The organism is Pseudomonas sp. S10E 269 (assembly GCF_002798465.1).
Lineage (GTDB): Bacteria > Pseudomonadota > Gammaproteobacteria > Pseudomonadales > Pseudomonadaceae > Aquipseudomonas > Aquipseudomonas pergaminensis.
In genome coordinates this window covers 1,140,355-1,161,210 of sequence record NZ_PHIJ01000001.1, presented here as the reverse complement: position 1 = coordinate 1,161,210, position 20,856 = coordinate 1,140,355, and the positions used below count along the sequence as shown (strand labels likewise).

At 62.1% G+C, this 20,856-nt stretch carries 20 protein-coding genes and 1 pseudogene; 9 read left to right on the top strand and 12 right to left on the bottom strand.

The window, feature by feature from the left end; genetic code table 11:
* Positions 1–73: 73 nt before the first annotated feature.
* From CWC48_RS30775 to CWC48_RS05460, 3 genes and pseudogenes are all read left to right on the top strand, one after another.
* Positions 74–355 (top strand): annotated as a pseudogene (locus CWC48_RS30775) (PAS domain-containing protein); the annotation flags it as partial.
* Positions 356–574: 219 nt separating this feature from the next.
* The gene (locus CWC48_RS05465) at positions 575–1,648 is read left to right on the top strand and encodes a methyl-accepting chemotaxis protein (protein WP_371857066.1); all 1,074 of its coding nucleotides are present in this window, start codon (positions 575–577) and stop codon (positions 1,646–1,648) included.
* 157 nt (positions 1,649–1,805) lie between these two features.
* Positions 1,806–2,969 carry a transporter substrate-binding domain-containing protein gene (locus CWC48_RS05460; RefSeq protein ID WP_100491462.1) on the top strand — a complete coding sequence of 388 codons (1,164 nt, stop codon included), beginning with the start codon at positions 1,806–1,808 and terminating at the stop codon, positions 2,967–2,969.
* Positions 2,970–2,989: 20 nt separating this feature from the next.
* Here the strand turns inward: CWC48_RS05460 and CWC48_RS05455 are convergent, their stop codons facing one another.
* The 5 genes from CWC48_RS05455 to CWC48_RS05435 all read right to left on the bottom strand — a co-directional run bounded on the left by CWC48_RS05455 (position 2,990) and on the right by CWC48_RS05435 (position 7,543).
* Positions 2,990–3,733 carry a YkgJ family cysteine cluster protein gene (locus CWC48_RS05455; protein WP_100491461.1) on the bottom strand — a complete coding sequence of 248 codons (744 nt, stop codon included), beginning with the start codon at positions 3,731–3,733 and terminating at the stop codon, positions 2,990–2,992.
* A 108-nt stretch (positions 3,734–3,841) separates the two neighbouring features.
* The gene (locus tag CWC48_RS05450) at positions 3,842–4,324 is read right to left on the bottom strand and encodes an N-acetyltransferase (protein ID WP_100491460.1); all 483 of its coding nucleotides are present in this window, start codon (positions 4,322–4,324) and stop codon (positions 3,842–3,844) included.
* A complete protein-coding gene (locus CWC48_RS05445; RefSeq protein WP_078046975.1) occupies positions 4,321–5,223 on the bottom strand; it encodes a chemotaxis protein CheV in 903 nt (300 codons plus the stop codon). The genes CWC48_RS05450 and CWC48_RS05445 overlap by 4 nt, the downstream gene beginning before the upstream one ends.
* Before the next feature lie 162 nt (positions 5,224–5,385).
* The gene (locus CWC48_RS05440; protein WP_099494078.1) at positions 5,386–6,360 is read right to left on the bottom strand and encodes a D-glycerate dehydrogenase; all 975 of its coding nucleotides are present in this window, start codon (positions 6,358–6,360) and stop codon (positions 5,386–5,388) included.
* A 214-nt stretch (positions 6,361–6,574) separates the two neighbouring features.
* Positions 6,575–7,543, bottom strand: a complete 969-nt coding sequence (locus CWC48_RS05435; protein WP_078046977.1) for a LysR family transcriptional regulator — start codon at positions 7,541–7,543, stop codon at positions 6,575–6,577.
* Positions 7,544–7,725: 182 nt separating this feature from the next.
* Here CWC48_RS05435 and CWC48_RS05430 point away from each other — a divergent pair, with 182 nt between their 5' ends.
* Genes CWC48_RS05430 through CWC48_RS05415 form a run of 4 tightly spaced genes read left to right on the top strand, consistent with a single transcriptional unit; the run spans position 7,726 to position 12,477 of the window.
* Positions 7,726–9,237, top strand: a complete 1,512-nt coding sequence (locus tag CWC48_RS05430; protein ID WP_100491459.1) for an efflux transporter outer membrane subunit — start codon at positions 7,726–7,728, stop codon at positions 9,235–9,237.
* A 10-nt stretch (positions 9,238–9,247) separates the two neighbouring features.
* On the top strand, positions 9,248–11,425 hold the full coding sequence (locus CWC48_RS05425; RefSeq protein WP_100491458.1) for an FUSC family protein: 2,178 nt from the start codon (positions 9,248–9,250) through the stop codon (positions 11,423–11,425).
* Entirely contained in the window at positions 11,415–11,615 is a 201-nt protein-coding gene (locus CWC48_RS05420; RefSeq protein WP_012722318.1) for a DUF1656 domain-containing protein, read from the top strand. Before CWC48_RS05425 ends, CWC48_RS05420 begins: the two co-directional genes overlap by 11 nt.
* A 10-nt stretch (positions 11,616–11,625) precedes the next feature.
* Positions 11,626–12,477, top strand: a complete 852-nt coding sequence (locus CWC48_RS05415; RefSeq protein ID WP_078046980.1) for an HlyD family secretion protein — start codon at positions 11,626–11,628, stop codon at positions 12,475–12,477.
* 97 nt (positions 12,478–12,574) lie between these two features.
* Here CWC48_RS05415 and CWC48_RS05405 read toward each other — a convergent pair whose 3' ends face one another.
* Positions 12,575–12,976 (bottom strand): DUF4440 domain-containing protein, encoded by a 402-nt coding sequence (locus CWC48_RS05405; RefSeq protein ID WP_078046981.1) that lies wholly within the window; start codon positions 12,974–12,976, stop codon positions 12,575–12,577.
* The gene (locus tag CWC48_RS05400) at positions 12,973–14,157 is read right to left on the bottom strand and encodes an MFS transporter (protein WP_078046982.1); all 1,185 of its coding nucleotides are present in this window, start codon (positions 14,155–14,157) and stop codon (positions 12,973–12,975) included. The genes CWC48_RS05405 and CWC48_RS05400 overlap by 4 nt, the downstream gene beginning before the upstream one ends.
* Before the next feature lie 112 nt (positions 14,158–14,269).
* Between CWC48_RS05400 and CWC48_RS05395 the strand changes: the two genes are divergently transcribed.
* Positions 14,270–15,127 (top strand): LysR family transcriptional regulator, encoded by an 858-nt coding sequence (locus CWC48_RS05395; protein WP_100491457.1) that lies wholly within the window; start codon positions 14,270–14,272, stop codon positions 15,125–15,127.
* Here the strand turns inward: CWC48_RS05395 and CWC48_RS05390 are convergent.
* Both CWC48_RS05390 and CWC48_RS05385 read right to left on the bottom strand, forming a co-directional pair.
* Positions 15,124–15,936 carry an SDR family oxidoreductase gene (locus CWC48_RS05390; protein WP_078046984.1) on the bottom strand — a complete coding sequence of 271 codons (813 nt, stop codon included), beginning with the start codon at positions 15,934–15,936 and terminating at the stop codon, positions 15,124–15,126. The genes CWC48_RS05395 and CWC48_RS05390 overlap by 4 nt on opposite strands.
* A 134-nt stretch (positions 15,937–16,070) precedes the next feature.
* Complete coding sequence (locus CWC48_RS05385) at positions 16,071–16,535, bottom strand: multidrug transporter (protein ID WP_078046985.1); 465 nt, start codon at positions 16,533–16,535, stop codon at positions 16,071–16,073.
* A 329-nt stretch (positions 16,536–16,864) separates the two neighbouring features.
* Here CWC48_RS05385 and CWC48_RS05380 point away from each other — a divergent pair, with 329 nt between their 5' ends.
* A complete protein-coding gene (locus CWC48_RS05380) occupies positions 16,865–17,242 on the top strand; it encodes a hypothetical protein (RefSeq protein WP_078046986.1) in 378 nt (125 codons plus the stop codon).
* Positions 17,243–17,330: 88 nt separating this feature from the next.
* On the opposite strand, the gene CWC48_RS05375 is transcribed toward CWC48_RS05380, so the two are convergent.
* The 3 genes from CWC48_RS05375 to CWC48_RS05365 form a co-directional block, all read right to left on the bottom strand.
* Entirely contained in the window at positions 17,331–18,782 is a 1,452-nt protein-coding gene (locus CWC48_RS05375; RefSeq protein ID WP_028618920.1) for a mannose-1-phosphate guanylyltransferase/mannose-6-phosphate isomerase, read from the bottom strand.
* A 210-nt stretch (positions 18,783–18,992) separates the two neighbouring features.
* A complete protein-coding gene (locus CWC48_RS05370; RefSeq protein WP_033899560.1) occupies positions 18,993–19,649 on the bottom strand; it encodes an alginate O-acetyltransferase AlgF in 657 nt (218 codons plus the stop codon).
* Positions 19,650–19,665: 16 nt separating this feature from the next.
* Positions 19,666–20,850 (bottom strand): alginate O-acetyltransferase, encoded by a 1,185-nt coding sequence (locus CWC48_RS05365; protein WP_100491456.1) that lies wholly within the window; start codon positions 20,848–20,850, stop codon positions 19,666–19,668.
* Between the last annotated feature and the right edge of the window lie 6 nt (positions 20,851–20,856).

Below are 20,856 nucleotides of genomic sequence, written 5' to 3'. Positions count from 1 at the left end.
AGTATTTGCCCCCTCGGTGCGCTTAGAGTCGACGCCCTGCCGACTCCTCCAACAATTACGAGCGCGCTTCTCCATGAAGATCAATCTGCCGGTCACCGGTCGGAATGTGGACTTTGCCCCCGACGCTAACATCCTTTCGACCACCGACCTGACCAGCGCGATTACCTACGCCAACCAGGACTTCATCGACATCAGCGGGTACGACCGCGATGAGCTGCTCGGCGTGAAACATAACATCCTGCGTCATCCGGACATGCCGTCCGAGGCGTTCGCCCATATGTGGCGAACCCTCAAGGCGGGGCGTTCGTGGATGGGCATGGTGAAAAACCGCTGCAAGAACGGTGACCATTACTGGGTCAGCGCGTATGCCACGCCCGTGAGCCGGGACGGGGCCGCCGTGGAGTACCAATCGGTACGTACCAAGCCGGATGCGCGTCGGATCGCTGCAGCAGAGCGGGTCTATGCGCGCTTGCGAGCGGGCAAACGGCCAGCCTGGCCGGTGCTTGGCTTGGGCATGAAACTGTTCGCTTGGGTCGCCTTCACCTGCGGTGTCACCGGAGCCCTGGGCTTGGGCTTGGCGGATTACGCGCTGGGCTGGCAGTTACTGGCCCTGGTGGCCGGGTGTGCGGTCGGTGCGGTTGGCGCGCAGGCGATCCTGCGACCTCTGTCCCACCTGCAGCAGCGTGCACGCCGGGTGGCCGACAACCCCTTGAGCCAGGCAATCTACACCGGGCGCCGGGACGAGTGCGGGCAAATCGAATTCGCCTTCCAAATGCTCGAAGCCCAGGTAGGAGCGGTGGTGGGGCGTATCGGCGACGCCTCCCAGCGGCTGTCGGGCCACGCTGCGCAGTTGGTGCGGCACCTGGACAGCAGCCACGCCAGCAGCCTCGGCCAACAGACTCAGACCGACCAGATAGCCGCAGCCATCCACCAGATGGCCGCCAGCGTGGCCGAAATGGCCAACCATGCCCAGCAGGCGTCCAAGGCGGCCGACCAGGCCGGCAACGAGACCCGCGAAGGCCATCAGCGCGTGGATGAAAGCCGTGATGCCGTGTTGCGCCTGTCCCAGGAGTTGGCACGCGCCACCGAAGTCATTCACCAGTTGGAAAGCCACAGTGGCGAAATCAGCGGCGTGCTGGAAGTGATCCGCACGATTGCCGAACAGACCAACCTGCTGGCGCTGAACGCCGCCATCGAAGCGGCGAGGGCGGGTGAGCAGGGGCGTGGCTTCGCCGTGGTGGCCGATGAAGTGCGCGGCCTGGCCCAGCGCACCCAGCAATCGACCGATGAAATCCAGCGCATGATCAGCACCCTGCAAGGCGGCGCACGGGATGCGGTGCAAGCGATGGCGCAGAGCAGCGAGCATGTCGAAGCCAGCGTCCAGCAGGCACAGCGGGCCGCCGCAGCGCTGGACGGCATCAGTCAGCGTGTCACGCAAATCACCGCCATGAGCCAGCAGATAGCAACCGCCGTGGAAGAGCAGAGCACGGTGAGCGAGGACATCAACCGCAATATCGTTGGCATTCGCAATGCCGGGGAGGCCACGGTCAGCGCCGGGCAGCAGAGCCAGCTCAGTTCAGGCGATGTGGCGGCGCTGGCGGAGGATTTACGCCAGTTGGCGCAGGAGTTCTGGGGGCAGCAGCGGTAACCCAATTCAACGGCTACTGCTATTTAGGAGCTTTCCTACCAGTCAAACAGACGTGTTGAAGTTAAAACACCGGTCAGTGCTTGTTAGAACAACGGGCGCATACGGGCCATGACTCACGGAGCCCGTCTGCCCCATACCTTTTGCACAGGACAGGCTTATGAAGACTTCAAGACGACTGCTGGCGCTGGTGACGTTTTTTCTGACCCTTTTGTCCGCGGCGGGATGTGCTGTGGCGCCTGCTCCCGAGAGTTCGTGGCGTGAAATCCGCTTTGGTGTAGAGGCGGATGTGCCGCCCTTTGAATACCGCAATGCCCAGGGTGAGCTCGTGGGGCTGAATATAGAACTGGGGAATGCCCTGTGTGCAGCGCTTGATGCGCGTTGCGTGTGGGTTGAGCAGCCTTATGCGACCAACCTCGCGGCGCTCCAGGCTGGCCGGTTCGACGCGATCATGCCCATGACGGCGACAGCCGCGCGGCGTGAACTCGTCGACTTCACCCATGACCTCTATGCCCTTCAAAGCCGTTTGGTGGCTCCTAAGGGCTCCAACCTGCTGCCAACCGCCCAGGCACTCAAGGGCAAGCGCGTGGGCGTGCTGGCGGGAACCAGCCGTGAAGCCTTTGCCTTGACGCGGTGGGGGACCCAGGGGGTGATTGTGCGCAGCTTTGGCCTCAACACTGATTTGATCCGTAGCTTGCAGGCCGGTGAAATTGACGCCACGTTGCAAAACACCGTCGAAATCAGCGAAGCGCTGTTGAACACCGCTGAAGGTGCTGCGTTCGCCTTTGCCGGGCCAACGGTGGTCGATGACATGTTGGGCCGCGGCGTAGCCATTGCCACTCGCAAAACCAATCCTGATCTCACGGCGGCGCTCAACGAGGCGCTGCAACGCATGAAAGACAGCGGCGAGTATGCGGCCATTACCGAGCGTTATCTGGGCGCTGCGCCTCTTGAGCCGGCCAGGATGACGTATACGCCGGCAGAGGGTGGGTTGCCCTTCTCGGAAACGGTGCAAGTCGGTCAGGCCCTCTACATTTCCGGGAAGTTGGGGCTGGATCAAAACGGTCGTCTGGTACCTGGCGGTATTCGTGCAGAAACGGCGCAGGCTCTCGAGAACATACGCGGCGTTCTGATGGCCAAGGGTATCGGGATGGATAGAGTTGCCCAGTGCAGGGTGATTCTTGCCGACCTCAAGGACTTTGCACAAATGAACAGCGTCTATGCCAGCTACTTCCAGGCTGACCGCCTGCCAGCCCGGACGACTTTTGCTGGCAAGCTGTTGCTGAATGCGCGGATCGAGATCGAGTGCATGGCCAGCCTCTGACCCACTGCAAACCTGCGCGTCTAGGCGGCGCGCAGTGAAATAAACGCATAGTTGGCCGGCACCTCAGTCGCAATCTGCGCCCCGGCATCCAGCACCTGCTCCGCGATGTCCATGCCGGACACATGGAACACCCACTCGCTGACCACGGACGGTCGTTGCACCGCCAGCTCGATGGCTTGGGCAAATGCGCCCATGTCGGGCAGGTAAGCGGTGAACCCATCCCCCTTGAGGGCTGTGGTGCGAATGCCCAGCAGGGCGCACACCGCCTCTTTGGTCTGTACATCGTCACGGTCGGCCTGGCGTGAGCGGCGGATCAGTTCGGCCAGTTCCTGGTCCATCAACTCACCGCCGACGATTAGCGCCGGGCCCTGTTCCCAGGACTCCGGCGGGCAATCCTTGGCGGCGGGGTTCAGCGGGATATGCGGGTTGATCTCCATCGGATAAATGCGGCACACCAGCGGGCGCCGTTCATAGATGCGGCACAGGTTGTCTTCGTCAAGATTCCGGCAGCGTCCGGCGTTGTAGGCGGCAAAGGTGATTGCCACAAATGCCTGGGTATTGCCGCTGGGCACGATGACCGAGCGACGCTCGGCATGCTCGCGTTGCTGCTGCGGCAGGCCCAGGCCAGTGCCCAGGAACCCCTCCACCAGAACGATGACATTGCCGCCGTCCGCCGCCCACAGGCGGGCTTCTTCGAGGGTCAGGGGCACGTGGTGGTCGGAGCAGCATTTACCACAACCGACGCAGGAAAATTGAGTGTTCATGGCGGATCTGTCACCAGGCAAGGTCAGAGGGTACGCAGGAACAGTGACGGGTTTTTACCTCTGTTCACCGTTTTAGCTCTCTGGAAGCAAGTTACACGCCAGTGCCTGTCAGTCCCGTGGCACCACATCGCGCAGGACAAATCTCATGCCCGCGCTTTCGTACAGTTGGCGGGCACGCAGGTTGCTCTCCAACACCTTGAGGTCCACATAGGGTTCACCGCGTTGCTTGAAGGCGTGGAAGCAGTGCAATAGCAATGCGCGGCCCAATCCATGGCCCTGGGCGCAGGGGTGAACGGAGAGGTTCTTGATAAACGCGCTGGTCCAGCACTGCGCCACGGCGAGAATGCCGTCGTTGTTGCTGGCCACCAGGCACAGCGTGGGGTCGAACTCGGCATTGGTGGTGAACTGCTGCTGCCAGGTTTCCAGGTTGGGAACGCGACCGCCACCCTGGTCCTGGGTCAGGCGCAATACGGCGTGAATCGCCGGGGCCAGGTCGTCACGGTAATGATCCAACTGCGTGCCCGCCGGCCACTGCGGGGCGGGCAGGCTGCCGATAAGGTCGCGGCGCAGCAGTTGGAAATATTCGCTCACAGGCCTTTTTGCGCCACCGTTTGCGCGGCCACCACCAGGCACTTGGTCAACTCGGGCGAGGAGAACTTGGTGAGCACCGCGTCGGCGCCGGCCAGCCGGGCTTTTTCGCTGTTCATCGCGCTGTCCAGCGAGGTGTGCAGCAACACATAGAGGTGCTGGAAATCCGGGGTTTCGCGCAGGGTGCGGGTAAGGGCGTAGCCGTCCATCTCCGACATCTCGATGTCCGACACCACCACGTTGATCTGCTCGGCCGTGCCTTGCAACTCCAGCAGCACGTCGATGGCTTCCTTGGCGCTGCGCGCGGTGTGGCAGGTAAGGCCGAGGTTGCGCAGGGTGTGCACCGATTGCTGCAGCGCGACCTGGCTGTCGTCTACCACCAGGATGCGTGCGTGGCCGAGTACTTCGGCTTCTTCCATGGTGAGGTCGGTCGGCGCCGCTTCGATCGGCGCCGGTGCGATGCCGTGGATGACTTTTTCGATATCCAGCACCTGCACCAGGCCGCCTTCCACCTGGGTAACCCCGGTGATGAACGCGCGGTTACCGCCGGAGCCATAGGGTGGTGGGCGAATGTCGGTGGTCAGGCAATGCACGATCTTGCTCACCGCCTGCACATGCAAACCCTGTTTGGAGCGGCTCACATCGGTGACGATCAGGCAGCCACCGTCCGGGTCGGCCAGGGGCATTTCGCCGAGGGCGCGGCTCAGGTCGATCACCGCCAGCGAGTTACCGCGCAGGGTGGCGATGCCTTTGACGTGCGGGTGCGACTCCGGCAGCTTGGTCAGCGGCGGGCACGGGATGATTTCACTGACTTTCAGCAGGTTGATCGCCATCAGCTTGCCGCTGCGCAAGGTAAAGAGCAGAAGCGAGAGTGAGTCTGCGCGGGCTTTGGTGGTGGACATAAAAACCTTCTGTGGATCAGGGATGACGATCTTCTATGGAAGGTTATCGACCTGTACACCCAAAACTGTAGGCGCCGGGGGGACGCCTAGTTCTTGCCGGCGATGAAGCCCGCCCGATCGCCATCGCCGGCAAGCCGAGTGCTTACAGAGGATAAGCGGGTGTCAGCCCTTCCACACCTGTGGGTTCACCAGGTCCTGCGGGCGCTGGCCCAGCAGGGCGCTGCGCAGGTTGTCCAGGGCGCGGTTGGCCATGGCTTCGCGAGTTTCATGGGTGGCCGAGCCAATGTGCGGCAGGGTCACGGCATTGCTGAGCTGGAACAGCGGCGACTCGGCAAGTGGCTCCTGTTCATACACATCGAGCCCGGCGCCACGGATACGCTGGCTTTGCAGCGCCTCGACCAGCGCCGGTTCGTCCACCACCGGGCCACGGGAAATATTGATCAGGATCGCGCTGGACTTCATCAGCCCCAGCTCGCGGGTGCTGATCAGGTGACGGGTCTTGTCGCTCAACGGCACCACCAGGCAGACGAAATCCGCCTCGGCGAGCAGTTCATCCAGGCTGCGAAATTGCGCGCCCAGTTCTTGCTCCAGCGCCGGCTTGCGGCTGTTACCGCTGTACAGGATCGGCATGTTGAAACCCAGCCGCCCACGCCGGGCCACGGCCGCGCCGATATTGCCCATGCCGACGATGCCCAGGGTCTTGCCATGCACATCGCAGCCAAACAACGGCGCACCGACGCTGGCCTTCCACTGCCCGGCCTTGGTCCAGGCATCCAGCTCGGCCACACGACGCGCGCTGCTCATCAGCAAGGCAAAGGCCAGGTCGGCGGTGCTTTCGGTGAGGACGTCAGGGGTATTGGTGAGCATGATCCCGCGTTCGTTGAAGTACGCGACGTCATAGTTGTCGTAGCCCACCGACACGCTGGACACCACTTCCAGCTTGCTCGCGCCTTGCAATTGCTCGCGTCCCAGCTTGCGACCCACACCGATCAGACCGTGGGCGTGGGGCAAGGCTTCATTGAACTGTGCGTTGATATCGCCCAGCTTGGGATTGGGCGCGATCACTTCGAAGTCCTGTTGCAGGCGTTCGATCATTTCCGGGGTGACGCGGCTGAAAGCGAGGACAGTCTTTTTCATTGCAGGCGGGCTCATCGACTACGGAAGAATGCCAAGCACGCTAACATTCCTCGTTACGGTTGTCAGGAGATCACTGGAATCAAGTGGGCACAGTTCAAAATGTGGGAGCGAGCTTGCTCGCGAATGCGGTGCGTCAGCAGCAGATGTGTCGCCTGACACGCCGCATTCGCGAGCAAGCCCGCTCCCACACTGAATCTCTATCGTCTGATAAATATCAGTTAGCCATCCGCGCGCCGCTGAGGCTGCCACTCAACTCATACGCCACCAGTTCCGCCTGGTGCGCCGCCAGAATCTCCGGCAGCGAACCACGCAAGTATTCCACCCAAGTCTTGATCTTCGCATCCAGGTACTGGCGCGACGGGTAGATGGCGTACAGGTTCAGTTCCTGGGAACGGTAGTTGGGCATCACTCGCACCAGCGTGCCATTGCGCAAACCTTCGATCGCCGCATACACCGGTAGCAGCCCGATGCCCATGCCGCTGGTGATCGCGGTTTTCATCGCATCGGCCGAGTTCACCAGGAACGGCGAAGTATTGATCGCCACGCTTTCCTGGCCTTCGGGGCCATTGAAGGTCCACTTGTCCAGCTGGATCACCGGGCTGACCAGGCGCAGGCAGGCATGGTTGAGCAGGTCATTGGGGCGATGGGCGCAACCCTTGGCCTTGACGTAGTCCGGCGAGGCACAGGCAATGCTGTAGGTGATGCCCAGGCGCTGAGACACGAAGCCCGAGTCCGGCAGCTCGCTGGCCAGCACGATGGACACGTCATAGCCCTCGTCGAGCAGGTCCGGCACGCGGTTGGCCAAGGTCAGGTCGAAGGTGACGTCCGGATGAGTACGGCGATAGCGAGCGATGGCGTCGATGACGAAATGCTGGCCGATACCGGTCATGGTGTGCACTTTCAATTGCCCCGCAGGGCGTGCATGGGCGTCGCTGGCCTCGGCTTCGGCTTCCTCGACATAGGCGAGGATCTGCTCACAGCGCAGCAAATAGCGTTTGCCAGCTTCGGTCAGCGCGATGCGTCGTGTCGTTCGGTTCAACAAGCGGGTTTGCAGATGGGCCTCAAGGTTGGAGACCGCGCGCGAGACGTTGGCAGTGGTGGTGTCCAGTTGCACGGCGGCGGCGGTGAAGCTGCCGGCTTCGGCCACGCAACTGAAGGCGCGCATATTTTGCAAAGTGTCCATGGAGTGTTCTCAGGGGAGATAACAAATTGTGACAGAAAGTTACGCCGTCCAGTGATCCCTACCAACGGATTATCGCCTGAACGGTAACAAAGATTCACAGGAATGCCAGCTTATCGTCGTTCATGCCGCCGCCTAGAATTGCGCCACCTTTCCCGCTCCACCCTCTCAGGAATACGCTTGCCGTGCCGCGTCGCATCAGCAGAGAGCTTAAGACTCTCAGTGTTTGGGCTTTATCGTTAGCAATCAGCGGCTGCATCGGAACCGGAGGAATCGCGCCCCAAGGCCAGTCCCTCAACGCCAGTGACCTGGCCACCGACGAAGCGATCCAGAGCGCCGCCCAAGACGCCCACTGGCCCACCGCGCAATGGTGGCAAGCCTACGGCGACCCCCAGCTCAACCGCTGGGTCGACCTCGCTACCCAACACAGCCCGAGCCTGGCCATGGCCGCCGCGCGGGTGCGTGAAGCACGGGCCATGGCCGGGATCGCCGAGGCGGCCGAGTCGTTGCAGATCAACAGCGACACCACCCTCAAGCGCCACAACTGGCCGAAGGATCAGTTCTACGGCCCCGGCGAGCTGAGCGGAGCCAACACCTGGGACAACAATGCCTCCCTGGGCCTGAGCTACGCCCTCGACCTGTGGGGCCGCGAAAGCAACACCACCGAACGTGCCGTCGACTTGGCGCACATGAGCGCCGCCGAAGCGCGCCAGGCCCAGCTCGAATTGCAGAACAACGTGGTGCGCGCCTATATCCAGCTGTCGTTGCAGTACGCCAATCGCGATATCGTCGCGGCCACCTTGGCGCAACAGCAGCAGATTCTCGACCTGGCCAACAAACGCCTGAACGCCGGGATCGGCACCCACTTTGATGTCAGCCAGGCCGAAACGCCGTTGCCGGAAACCCATCGCCAACTGGACGCCCTGGACGAAGAGATCGCCCTGAGCCGCAACCAACTCGCAGCGCTGGCGGGCAAGGGGCCGGGGGAGGGCGCGACATTGCAACGCCCGACCCTGTCCCTCGCCGCGCCCCTGAAACTGCCGTCGCGACTGCCTGCGCAATTGCTCGGCCAACGCCCGGACGTGGTCGCCAGCCGCTGGCAAGTTGCGGCCCAGGCCCGTGGCATCGATGTGGCCCACGCCGGTTTCTACCCCAACGTCGACTTGGTCGGCAGCCTCGGCTACGTGGCCACCGGCGGCGGCATGCTGGAGTTCCTGGCCGGAAAGAAATTCAACTACAGCGTCGGTCCTGCGATCACCTTGCCGATCTTCGACGGCGGGCGCCTGCGCGCAGAGCTGGGCGAAGCCAGCGCCGGTTATGACATAGCTGTCGCCAAGTACAACCAGACCCTGGTCAACGCGCTCAAGGGCATCAGCGACCAGTTGATCCGCCGCGAGTCCATGGACAAGCAAGCCTCCTTTGCTGCGCAATCGGTGGCCTCGGCGCAGAAGACCTACGACATCGCGATGATCGCCTACCAGCGCGGCCTTACCGACTACCTCAATGTGCTGAATGCGCAGACGTTGCTGTTCCATCAGCAGCAGATCGAGCAACAGGTCCAGGCCGCGCGCCTGAGTGCCCATGCTGAATTGGTCACGGCCCTGGGCGGCGGCCTCGGAGCCGGCAACGATGTGCCTCAAGACGCCAAGACCCTTCCGAGCAAGACCCCGGCGGCGCTTGCCGCGTTCGATCACTGAGTAGGATTTGATGACGCCCTTGCCTGCACCGCTGCGCTGGCTATATGCCCTAGAGTGGCGCCGTGGTTTTTTCGACTGGGCACGCAGTGATGGCGTGACCTGGGTGTATATCTTCAAGGTGCTGGTCGCCGCGTTCCTCACGCTGTGGTTGGCCATGCGCCTGGAGCTGCCGCAACCGCGCACGGCAATGATCACCGTGTTTATCGTGATGCAGCCCCAGAGCGGCCAGGTGTTTGCCAAGAGCTTCTATCGCTTCCTCGGCACCCTGGCGGGGTCGGCGGTGATGGTGCTGTTGATCGCCTTGTTTGCGCAGAACACCGAGCTGTTTCTCGGCGCGCTGGCGATCTGGGTGGGCATCTGCACGGCGGGCGCGACGCGCAATCGCAACTTCCGCGCCTACGGCTTTGTGTTGGCCGGCTACACGGCGGCGATGGTCGGCCTGCCGGCCCTGGCGCATCCGGATGGGGCCTTTATGGCGGCGGTGTGGCGAGTGCTGGAAATTTCCCTGGGGATTCTGTGTTCCACCCTGGTCAGCGCCGCGATCCTGCCGCAAACCTCCAGCGCCGCCATGCGCAACGCCTTGTACCAGCGCTTTGGCGTGTTCGCGCTGTTCGTCACCGATGGCCTGCGCGGGCGCAGCCAGCGTGAGGGGTTCGAAGCCAGCAACGTGCGCTTTATCGCCGAAGCCGTGGGCCTGGAAGGGCTGCGCAGTGTCACGGTGTTCGAAGACCCACATATGCGTCGACGCAACGGCCGGCTCAGCCGCCTCAACAGCGAGTTCATGAGCATCACCACGCGCTTCAATGCCTTGCACCAGTTGCTTGAACGGCTGCGCACGGACGAAGCGGACCATGTGGTGGCGGCGATCAAGCCCGGCCTGCAAGACCTTGCCGAAGTGCTCGATGGTTTCTCCGCTCGCGCGCTCACCAGCCCTGATGCCGCAAGGTTGGTGGCGCAATTGAGCGCCTACAAGGACGGCTTGCCCGCCAAGGTCCGCAGCCTGCGCGCGGCCTTCCAGGAGGGGGAGCCTACCGAAGCCGAACAACTGGACTTCCACACCGCCTACGAGCTGCTTTACCGCTTTGTCGATGACCTGCACAACTACGCGCAAACCCACGCGTCCCTTGCCGATCACAGCCATGCGCGCGAGCAGTGGGACGAAACCTTTATCCCTAAGACCAACTGGCTGGCCTGCGCCGCCTCGGGCATCCGCGCGTCGTTCATCCTGATCGTGCTCGGCAGTTACTGGGTGGCCACCGCCTGGCCCAGCGGCGCCACCATGACCTTGATCGCCGCCGCCACGGTCGGCCTGTCCGCCGCCACGCCCAACCCCAAGCGCATGGCGTTCCAGATGGCCTGCGGCACGTTGATCGGCGCGTTGGTGGGGTTTGTCGAAATGTTCTTCGTGTTCCCCTGGATCGACGGTTTCCCGCTGTTGTGCGTGATGCTTGCGCCGGTGATCATCTTTGGCGCATTCCTCGCTTCGCGCCCTCAATACGCGGGTGTCGGCGTGGGGCTGCTGATCTTCTTCAGCACCGGCTCGGTGCCGGACAACCTCACGGTCTACAACCCTTACACCTTCATCAACGACTACATCGCCATGGTCATCGGCATGCTGGTGTGCGCGGCGGCGGGGGCGATCATTTTGCCGCCCAACAGCCGCTGGCTATGGCGCCGGTTGGAGCAGGACCTGCGCGAGCAAGTGGTGTACGCGATCAGCGGCAAGCTCAAGGGCCTGGCCTCAAGTTTCGAAAGCCGTACCCGCGACCTGCTGCACCAGGCCTATGGCCTCGCCGTCGGCCAGCCGCAAGTGCAACGCGACCTGCTGCGCTGGATGTTCGTGGTGCTGGAGGTCGGCCACGCGATCATCGAGTTGCGCAAGGAGCAGGCGATTTTGCCGGTGCACCCGGCGTACGCGGAGTCCCAGCCGTGGCGCCAGGCGATCCGCGTGATGGGCCGCTCGCTGGTGCGGCTGTTCCTGCAACCCAGCGCGAGCAACCTGGAGCGCGGCCTGATCGCCGTCGACCACGCCATCAGTCGCGTGCAGGCCACCGACGAGCCTTTTGCCCCGCACTTCGACACCTCGGCCCTGCGTCGGGTGAAGAGCTACCTGCACTTTATCCGCACTTCGCTTTTGGACCCGCAATCGCCGCTGGCCGCCCTTAAAGGATCCCCGCATGCCCCGTGAAATCGCCTTCCATGGCGTGTACATGCCAACCATGACTCTGATGTTCCTGATCGCGGCCGTGTTGGCCTGGGCGCTTGATCGCTTCCTGGCCGGGTTCGACCTGTACCGTTTTTTCTGGCACCCGGCGTTGCTGCGCCTGAGCCTGTTCGTTTGCCTGTTCGGCGCCCTGGCGCTGACCGTCTACCGTTGAGAATGCCCCGATGAAAAAGTTTTTCAGCCTGCTCGCGACCTTGCTGGTACTGGCCTTGGCCATCTGGATTGGCCGCACGCTGTGGGTGCACTACATGCAAACCCCGTGGACCCGCGACGGGCGTGTGCGTGCCGATATCATCAACGTCGCCGCCGACGTCACCGGCGAAGTGGTCGACGTGCCGGTGCGTGACAACCAGTTGGTCAAAAAGGGCGACCTGTTGATGCAGATCGATCCCGAGCACTACCGCATTGCGGTCAAGCAGGCGCAGTCGCTGGTGGCGTCGCGCAAAGCCACCTGGGAAATGCGCAAGGTCAACGCCCATCGCCGGGCTGACCTCGACGCGCTGGTGATCTCCAAGGAAAACCGCGACGACGCCAGCAACATCGCCGACTCGGCACTGGCCGATTACCAACACGCGCTGGCGCAACTGGAAGCAGCCGAACTCAATTTGAAACGCACGCAGGTGGTGGCGGCGGTGGATGGTTATGTCACCAATCTGAACGTGCATCGCGGTGACTACGCCCGCATCGGCGAAGCCAAGATGGCTGTGGTGGATATGAACTCGTTCTGGGTTTATGGCTTCTTCGAAGAAACCAAGCTGCCCCACGTCAAGGTCGGTGATAAAGCCGATATGCAATTGATGAGTGGCGAGACCTTGAAGGGGCATGTGGAAAGCATCTCGCGCGGCATCTACGACCGCGACAACCCCGAAAGCCGCGAACTGATTGCCGATGTGAACCCGACCTTCAACTGGGTGCGCCTGGCCCAGCGGGTGCCGGTGCGGATTCATATCGATGAGGTGCCGCAAGGCGTGCTGTTGGCGGCGGGCATCACCTGCACCGTCATCGTCAACCCATAACCCTGTGGAGCCGGCTTGCCGGCGATGGGGCCCTTGAGGCTTGCGCAACATGACAGGTCGCTATCGCCGGCCAGCCGGCGGCTACCGGTTGACCGTGTTATGCCTTGATGAACGTTTCGTGCAGGTGGCGCCACAGCAGCGCGCCGCTGGCCTGCTTCTCGAACACCACCGTGGCGCGGCGATCGGTCTGGGTGCCGCTGGCATCGATCTGATGCTCGCGATAGGTCACCGTTGCGCCGCGCGCATGCCGGTCAATCCCGGTCATTTCACTCAAGGTGATCTTCAACCCCGGGCGCATGCCGCCCAGACGCGTGAATAAAGCATTGACCCCAGCCGCATTCACCCTGGTGCCAGTGGCGGGGGCGACCATGCTGAACTCAGGCGAGAAACGCGCGAGCAAGCTCTCCAGGGTGCCTTGCGGCGCAACGCCGGCAAACCATTGTTCGATCTCGACGTGGGTCTGGATCACTTCTTCAAAAAAATCGCTGTAGTCGATCATGGGTGAGGCTCGCTGGCAGGGTGAAGCAGTGTGCGGACTCTGGAAGTGTCCAGGCGCAGCACTGCAAAAAAAGGCAGCAGGGTCAGGACAGCCGCCATCGTGAAGGTTATGGCGAAAGAATCCAAGGCCGACAACAGCGCACTCAGTGCGGCCGCGCCGAGACAGAAACTCACCTGTCGGTTGATGTTCCACAAGGCACTGGCGTGGCCCATGCGTTCGGCAGGGGTGTCGAGAAACGCCAGGGTCTGCGCGGTGCTGCTGCACAGGCTGCCGCCCAACCCCATTAACAGATAGGCCGGCACAATCAGGGTCGGTACGTTGAGCAACAGAATGCCGACGCATTGCAAGGCCATGCCGGCCAACAGCAATGGCTTCGGCCCACAGCGATTGAACAGCTTCTTGCTGAGGTAAATCGCCAGGGCTGAAGCCAGTGCCCACGGGAGCATCAGTGCGCCAGTCTGTGTGGCGTCATAGCCGAGCCCGCGCAGGTAGAGGATGGCAATGAGGCTGGTGCCGATGAATACGCCAGGGATACACAGGTAAATCAGCATCGTGGTGCGCAGCATTGGGCTGCGGGCCTGTTGGAAAATACTGCCCACGTCCAAGGCAGGTCGGGCATTCGTGGGCCTGTCAGGTTTTATCCACAGCAGGGCCAGCAGCAGCGTGATCAACGCCAAGGGCAAGTTGGCGTAGAAAATCCAGCGCCAAGACACGCTGTCGACAATCAACCCGCCCAATGCAGGGGACAGCGCCGGCACGAGTAACGCCACCGACATCACCCGCGCCGTCAGTTGGCTGCGCTCAGCGGGCGGGAAATACCGGTAGGCCATCGCCTGCCCCACGGGAATCAGCAAGCCACCGCCCACCCCTTGCAGGCCGCGCCAACCGATCAGCGCTTCAATCGAACTCGCCTGGCCCACCAGTAAGGAGGCGCCGGCGAACAACAGCAAGCTGGCGGCAATCAAGCCGCGTTCACCCATCATCGCTGCCAGCCACACGCTGAACGGAATAATCACGGTGAGGCCGAGCATGTAGGCATTGCTGATCCACGCCAGTTGCGTGACCGAGGCCTGCAGTTCGCGAGCGATATCCGGGTAGGCAACCGTGGCGACAAACATGTTCACCAGGTCCAGGGCAAAGCCCAGCAAAAAGATCCAGGCGACTTTCGAGCGGTAGGTCATGGGTGCGGTCCGGCGAGTGAGGCGGGCAGGGTAGGCCGCACACAATGTTTTGGATACGCCGGTTTGCCTGCTAGTTTGTCAAAAATATTTTGACAGAAGGGGCGCGGAGCAAATGGTCAGCCTGGACCGATTCGACACCTTCAAGGCCGTGGTCGAGGCCGGCTCGCTCACCGCGGCCGCCGACCTGCTGGGCCAGACCCGTGCCGTCGTCAGCTTCAACCTCAAGCGCCTGGAAGCTGAACTGGGCGTCACCTTGTTGATCCGCAACACCCGCCAACTGGCGCTCACCGATGCCGGTGAGCGCTTCTACCTGCGTTGCACGCGGATGCTCGAAGAGGCGCGATTGGCGGTAGAAGAAGCGCGTTCTGAGCATGCCCAGCTCAAAGGGACATTGCGCATTACCACCACGATCGAGTACGCGTTGGCCAAGGTTGCACCGGCGGTCGAAGCCTTCCGCCGCCTGCATCCAGACCTGCACATACACTTATCCACATCCTCTACTCACGCGGACCTGATCTCCGAGCGTTTTGACGTGGCAATTCGCTTGGGGCGCTTGCTGGATTCAAATCATCGCGCGGTGCAACTGTCCACGTTCGAGGTGTTCGCCGTGGCGGCACCCGCGTTTGCCGCGACGGACTCACTGGACGCGTTGGAGCAGCTCCCCAAGCTGGGGCACGGTCGTTTGACGGAACTGAGTGTGACCGACCCTCAAGGCGGCGAGCATCAATACCGCCCCGGCCCAACGGCGCTCATGGCCGACAGCGCGGCAGTGCTCCAGGCCTTTGCCATCCGCGGGCATGGCGTGGCGGTGTTGCCGCAATGGTTGGTACAGGACGACCTGGACGCGGGACGGTTGGTGCGCCTGTTGCCGGATCATCGCTTCGCCCCACAAGGAATCTACGCACTGTATCCGGACACCCGGCATTTGCCGCTGAAGGTGCGGGCGTTTATTGATTTTTTGAAGGATTAGAGCGAACCGCCCAGCCCGAAGCGTTTCTTCAATACCGTCTCCAACAACCCTTTGGGCAACAACGCCGCCATCAACGGCAATGCCCGGCTGCCATTGCCCGAGCGCAACAGCCGAGGCGGGTGTGGCTGTTGCACGGCCTTCAGCACGTGCGCTGCAAACACGTTGGCCGGGGTTGGTTTGTCCTGGGAGGCCTGGCTGCGTGCGCGGATGCCCTCGCGCAACGGCCACCACGGCGATTGCTCGTTGATCAGCAACTCTGCCTGGGCGCCTGCGTTTTTCGCGAAACTCGTATCGATGGCGCCGGGTTGCACTTCCATGACCCGCACGCCAAAGGGTGCCAGTTCCATACGCAGTGCATCGCTCAAAGCGTGGACGGCCGCTTTTGATGCGCAGTAGGCGCCGGCAAAGGGTGTCACCAGCACACCGGACACACTGCCGATATTCACCACCAGGCCTTTGCCGCGCCGCAAGGCAGGGAACAGCGCCTGCGTCACACCGACGAGGGAGAACACATTGGTTTCGAACTGGCGCTGCATCGCCTCGGTGCCGCCGTCAAGCAAGGGGCCCATGGCACCGTAGCCGGCATTATTGACCAGCACGTCCAGCTCGCCCCATTGCTCGGCCAAGTGTTTCAAGGCGGCACTGTCGTTGACGTCCAGCTGCACCGCATTGAAACCGGCGGCGCGGAGGGCAGCGACATCTTCTTCCCGCCGGGCGCTGGCCCACACGTCATAGCCTGCGGATTTGAACGCATCTGCCAGGGCGCGGCCGATGCCGCTGGAACAGCCGGTGATGAGTACGTTGGGCATGGGGCAGTCCTTCGGGCAGGTGGGTCGGTGGGCTTGGACGCGTCCGATTATAGCCAGCCAAGGGAGCATTGCCGTACAACCAGGCGCTTAAGCTTCATTCTGAGACGCTTGCAGATACGCCTGTATGAGGTTTGTCAGTCCGAAAAGCTGCCCTGCAGGTGCTCGGCACGAAATTCCAGGGTTTGCGGGCGATAGCCAGGGCGCAGAGGCGGGGTGGGCAGGCAATCGTCCCACGTGGCGCCGGCCTGCAGCTCGCCAGGGCCGCGATAGCGCGGGGCGGCGTAGACGTTGTCGGCCAGGTTGACCGAGTCGCCCGGTGCATAGGCGGCGACGCGCCAGCGCAGTTCGGTCAGTGGTACGTCGTTGCCATTGTTGAGGGTCAGCTTGAGCGGTCGGTCGGCGGGGCATTCTTGCGGGGTGAAGGTGATGCGCAGTTCCAGGCGTGCCAGCTGCGAGGCTTCGCGGTTGTCCAGCCACACCACCCAGATCGCCACGCAGCCCAGGCCGACAGCGGCAGCGAGGGAAACCGGCAGCGCCTTGGCGGGGTAGCGCAGTAGCAGGATCAGCCAGGTGATGATCAGGAGAACGCCGAAGAACATGGTGACAGTCTCGGATACGGATAAGACATCCTACCTGCGGCATGGCATTGATGACTATTGGCGGTAGGACTTTTTGATTGGAGGGAACCGTTTCGCTCATTTCTCCCACAGAGCCGTTATAGGGAAATGCAGATTATCCAGGAGGGTAATAAAAACGTTCTGTTATGTGAGAAAAAACCATGAATGCTTCAGCCCTAACTGCGCCGGTCACTGCATCCCCAGTTGCGTCAGCCTTGACCTCTCTCATCGCTCCTCAGTCCGCGCCAACGCCGACCAACGCTGGAACTGCCGACCTAAGTGCAGAGAAAGACGTTGATGTGAAGCCCCGCATGCAACATCAAAAGCTGACCAGCCTGGGACAAACGGTTCTGCGAGGTGCCGGTGCGCTTTTCCCCACAGCGCTGCATAACAATGAGAACAAGGAGAAAGCGCCGGGAGCCGGTTTTATAGGGGGCGGAGCCCAAAAGGAGAAAGCGACGGGAGCCGGTTTGATGGTGGGCGGAGCCGCCGCGCAAGGCCTTGGGAAAAAGCTTGGTTCAAGTGGCGGAATAGCCGCAAAAGCCGTTGGTGCGGGCTTGGTCTACTTGGGCAAGGCTGCTCAAGAAGTGGGTAAGGCGCGATATGATAACTCGGGTAGCACCACTGGCAGTACTGGCAATTACAACGCCTATTCCCCTAAGAACTGGAAGGGGCCGTCACAGGCTTAGGTCGTCGCGGAAATGAAAAAAGCCCCCACCCAACCCACTGCGGATAGGGGACGCAATGGGCTGGGCGAGGGCTTCTTGTACGACTGTTTTATTGCGCGATAGTTTTCACCGACACGCCACGTTCAACCGGCGTCGAGCGACCGTAGATATCTTCAAAGCGCTCGATGTCGTCTTCACCCAGGTAGCTGCCCGATTGCACTTCGATGATCTCCAACGGGATCTTGCCCGGGTTGCGCAGGCGATGCACCGAAGCGATCGGGATGTAGGTGGACTGGTTCTCAGTGAGCAGGAACACGTTCTCGTCACAAGTCACTTCGGCAGTACCGCTGACCACGATCCAGTGTTCGGCACGGTGGTGGTGCATCTGCAGCGACAGGCACGCGCCCGGCTTGACCGAGATGTGCTTGACCTGGAAACGCCCGCCCATGTCCACCGAGTCGTAGGAGCCCCACGGACGATAGACTTCGCAGTGGTTCTGGGTTTCGCTGCGGCCCTGGTCGTTCAGGGTGTTGACCATCTGCTTGACGCCCTGGACCTTGTCCTTGTGGGCAATCATCATCGCGTCCTTGGTTTCCACCACCACGATGTTATCCAGGCCGATCACCGAGACCAGCTTGCCGTTGCCATGGATCATGCAGTTGCGGCTGTCCTGGATCACCACGTCGCCTTTGCTCACGTTGCCGTGCACGTCTTTGTCGTTGACGGCCCACAGCGATGCCCAGCAACCCACGTCGCTCCAACCGGCACTCAGCGGCACCACGCAGGCGCGCTGGGTTTTTTCCATCACGGCGTAGTCGATGGAATTGTCCGGGCAGCAGGCGAAGGTGGCTTCGTCGAAGGTCACGGTGTCGGCGGTCTGTTCGCTGCGCTCAAGCGTCAGCAGGCAGGTGTCGTAGATGTCCGGATCGTGCTTTTTCAGCTCTTCGAGGAAACGGCTGGCGCGGAACAGGAACATGCCGCTGTTCCAGAAGTAACCGCCGCTTTTGACGAACTCGACGGCGCGTTTTTCATTGGGTTTTTCCACGAACTGCTCGACGCGGCTCACGCCCTCGGGCAGCAGCGAATCGTTGGTGGACTTGATGTAGCCATAACCGGTTTCCGGACGGGTCGCCGGTACGCCGAACAGCACCATCTCGCCACGCTCGGCGGCCACGGTGGCCAGGGCCAGCGCACGTTGCAGGGCTTTCTGGTCGTCGATCACGTGGTCGGCGGGCAGCACCAGCATCAGCTCGTCGCGGCCTTCATTGACCAGCATCATCGCGGTGAGGGCCACGGCCGGCGCGGTGTTGCGGCCGAACGGCTCCATCAGGATGCGTTGGCTTTCCAGCTTGCGGGCGGCCAGTTGCTCGTTGACGATAAAGCGGTGGTCCTTGTTGCAGACCACGATTGGAGCGTCCATACCTTCAAACACCAGGCGTTCCAGGGTTTGCTGGAACAGCGTGTGCTCACCGGTCAGGGCCAGGAATTGTTTAGGGAACTGTTTACGGGAAAGCGGCCAAAGACGTGAGCCGCTACCACCGGAAAGGATGACTGGAATCATGGGTGTTTCTCCTTGAATCGATTTGGGTCAGAGCTACGAAGGTTTGTCGTTTCACTCTTGTTTTTGTCTCGGTCCGACCGGACTCCTCGGTCCCTGTGGGAGCCGGGCTGGCCCGCGATGCAGACGACTCGGTTAGTCAGGGACACCGAGGTGATGCCATCGCAGGCAAGCCAGCTCCCACAGGGGAGTAGAGCCAGGTCGAAAATCTAATTAGCGGGTCGACACAGGGCGTTTCACCCACACTGGCGACAGGCTCGAACCGGAACCGGTGACGTAAAGCACCGCTGCCTCACCACGCTCCAGGGCCACTGGCTTCACATCGCCGACTTTCTTGTCGCCGTCATACAGTGCCAGGCTCACCTTCACCGGGTTGATCTCACGCTCGCCACGACCTTTGGCGGCAACGGCCTTGACCACATCGGTCTTGCCGTCAGCGGTTTTCAGGGTGAGGGCCTTGTCGCTGAGGTTCTGCACGCGCACCAGAGATTTCTGCTTGTTCTTGAACGGTGGCTCTTCGATCAGCTGTGGCTGGCCGCTGCCGCTGTTGACCAGGGTGTAGTAGTGGTCAGGTGCGAGTTTGACCGGCACCGTCTGGCTGCCGACCTTGGCGCTGTAGTCACCGCCGGGCATGAAGCTGAAGTCGCTGCTGGCCAGTGGGGCCACATCGCTCAGGTTGGTCGCGCCAACGGTGGCGCTGACTTCCTGGTTGCTGGCGTTGTAGATCCGCACGAAGCTTGAGCCTTTTGGCGCGGTTGGGCCGTAGAGGGCGGCGTCGCCACCGGCGAAGGCGGACATCGATACGAAGCTCAGGCCGGCCGCGATAGCCAGGGTTTTAGCGAGACGACGAGGAGTTGTAGTGAAAGTCATGTGAGTTACCTCTCTTTCAGTTTTGCGCCCGGTCGGGCGTCTCGGATTTTTCGTGTTTAATCGGGGTGTTCAGTGCCATGTTCTGTTGGCGCGAACCGGCTTGTTTAAGCTGCGCAACCCATGCGGGGTCGGCATCACCGATTTCGTTGTTTATGGGCAGATAACGTTCAGGAAACTCCCAGATCAGCACCTGTGGCGGGCTGTTCTTGAAGTCATCGCTTTTCAGGTAGCTGAGCATCGGCAGGATCGGGCCGTGGCCGTCTTCGGCGTAGCTGACCACGTCGCTGCCCAAGGCTTGCTTGAGGGCACCGACGAAGTTCCAGTTGGGGTTGGCGCTGTAGCTGGTGCCCACCAGTGCCACTGGGGTTTGGCTGTCGCTGAACAGCGCGTCGTCGCCTTTGGTTTCGGCCAGGTGCGTGACGCGTTTTTCCAGCGGCTCTTTCGGCGGCATCAGGTTTTCGAACAGCGGGTCCAGCGGCAGGAACAGACGCAGGTCGCCTTTGTGCGGTTCGGTCTTCTCGGCCTCGGTGACGAAGCGTTGCGGCTCACCGCTCAGCGGGGTCTTGTCGGCAATGGTCTTGGCCAACTGCTTGGCGGCGATTTCAGCGCCGTCCGGGGTCCAGTGGGTGTCGGTGCGCAGGAACACTTGCTTGCCGCCGAGCTTGGCCTGTTGCAGCGGGCCGAGCAGGTCCGGGGCGATGATCTTGTCGGCAGCCACACGGGCGTGGAAGTCCTGGTACAGGTTGGCGTGGATGCTGGCCGGTTTCACTTCACCCAAATGCTCCGGGTAGAGGCGCACCTTGGCCGGCACGATAGCCATCACCAGTTGAATGCCCTGGGCCTTGAGTTTCTGGCGCACGCCTTCGACCAGCGCGTAGTTGCCTTGCAGGTTCTGGTCTTCGTTGACGGCGGGGTTGAACTCCTCGTCGCTGTACAACCAGTGATCGCGGCCCAGCACTACGCCGGGGCGGCCTTCATTGAACAGCTTGTAGTCCAGCGCCGCCCACAGGTTGGTACCGATGCGCTTGATCGGGAACTGGTCGTCGTAGTGTGTTTCGACGGCCTTGGTCCAGCGGCCGTTGAGCACGGTGGCGTCGGCATTGGTGCTGAAGCCAAAGAAACTGCGCAGCGACCAGGCGCCGAGCGCCAGCAGCACCACCAGGAACAGGCCGATATAGAGGACGCGTAATGATCGTGTCATGGTCGG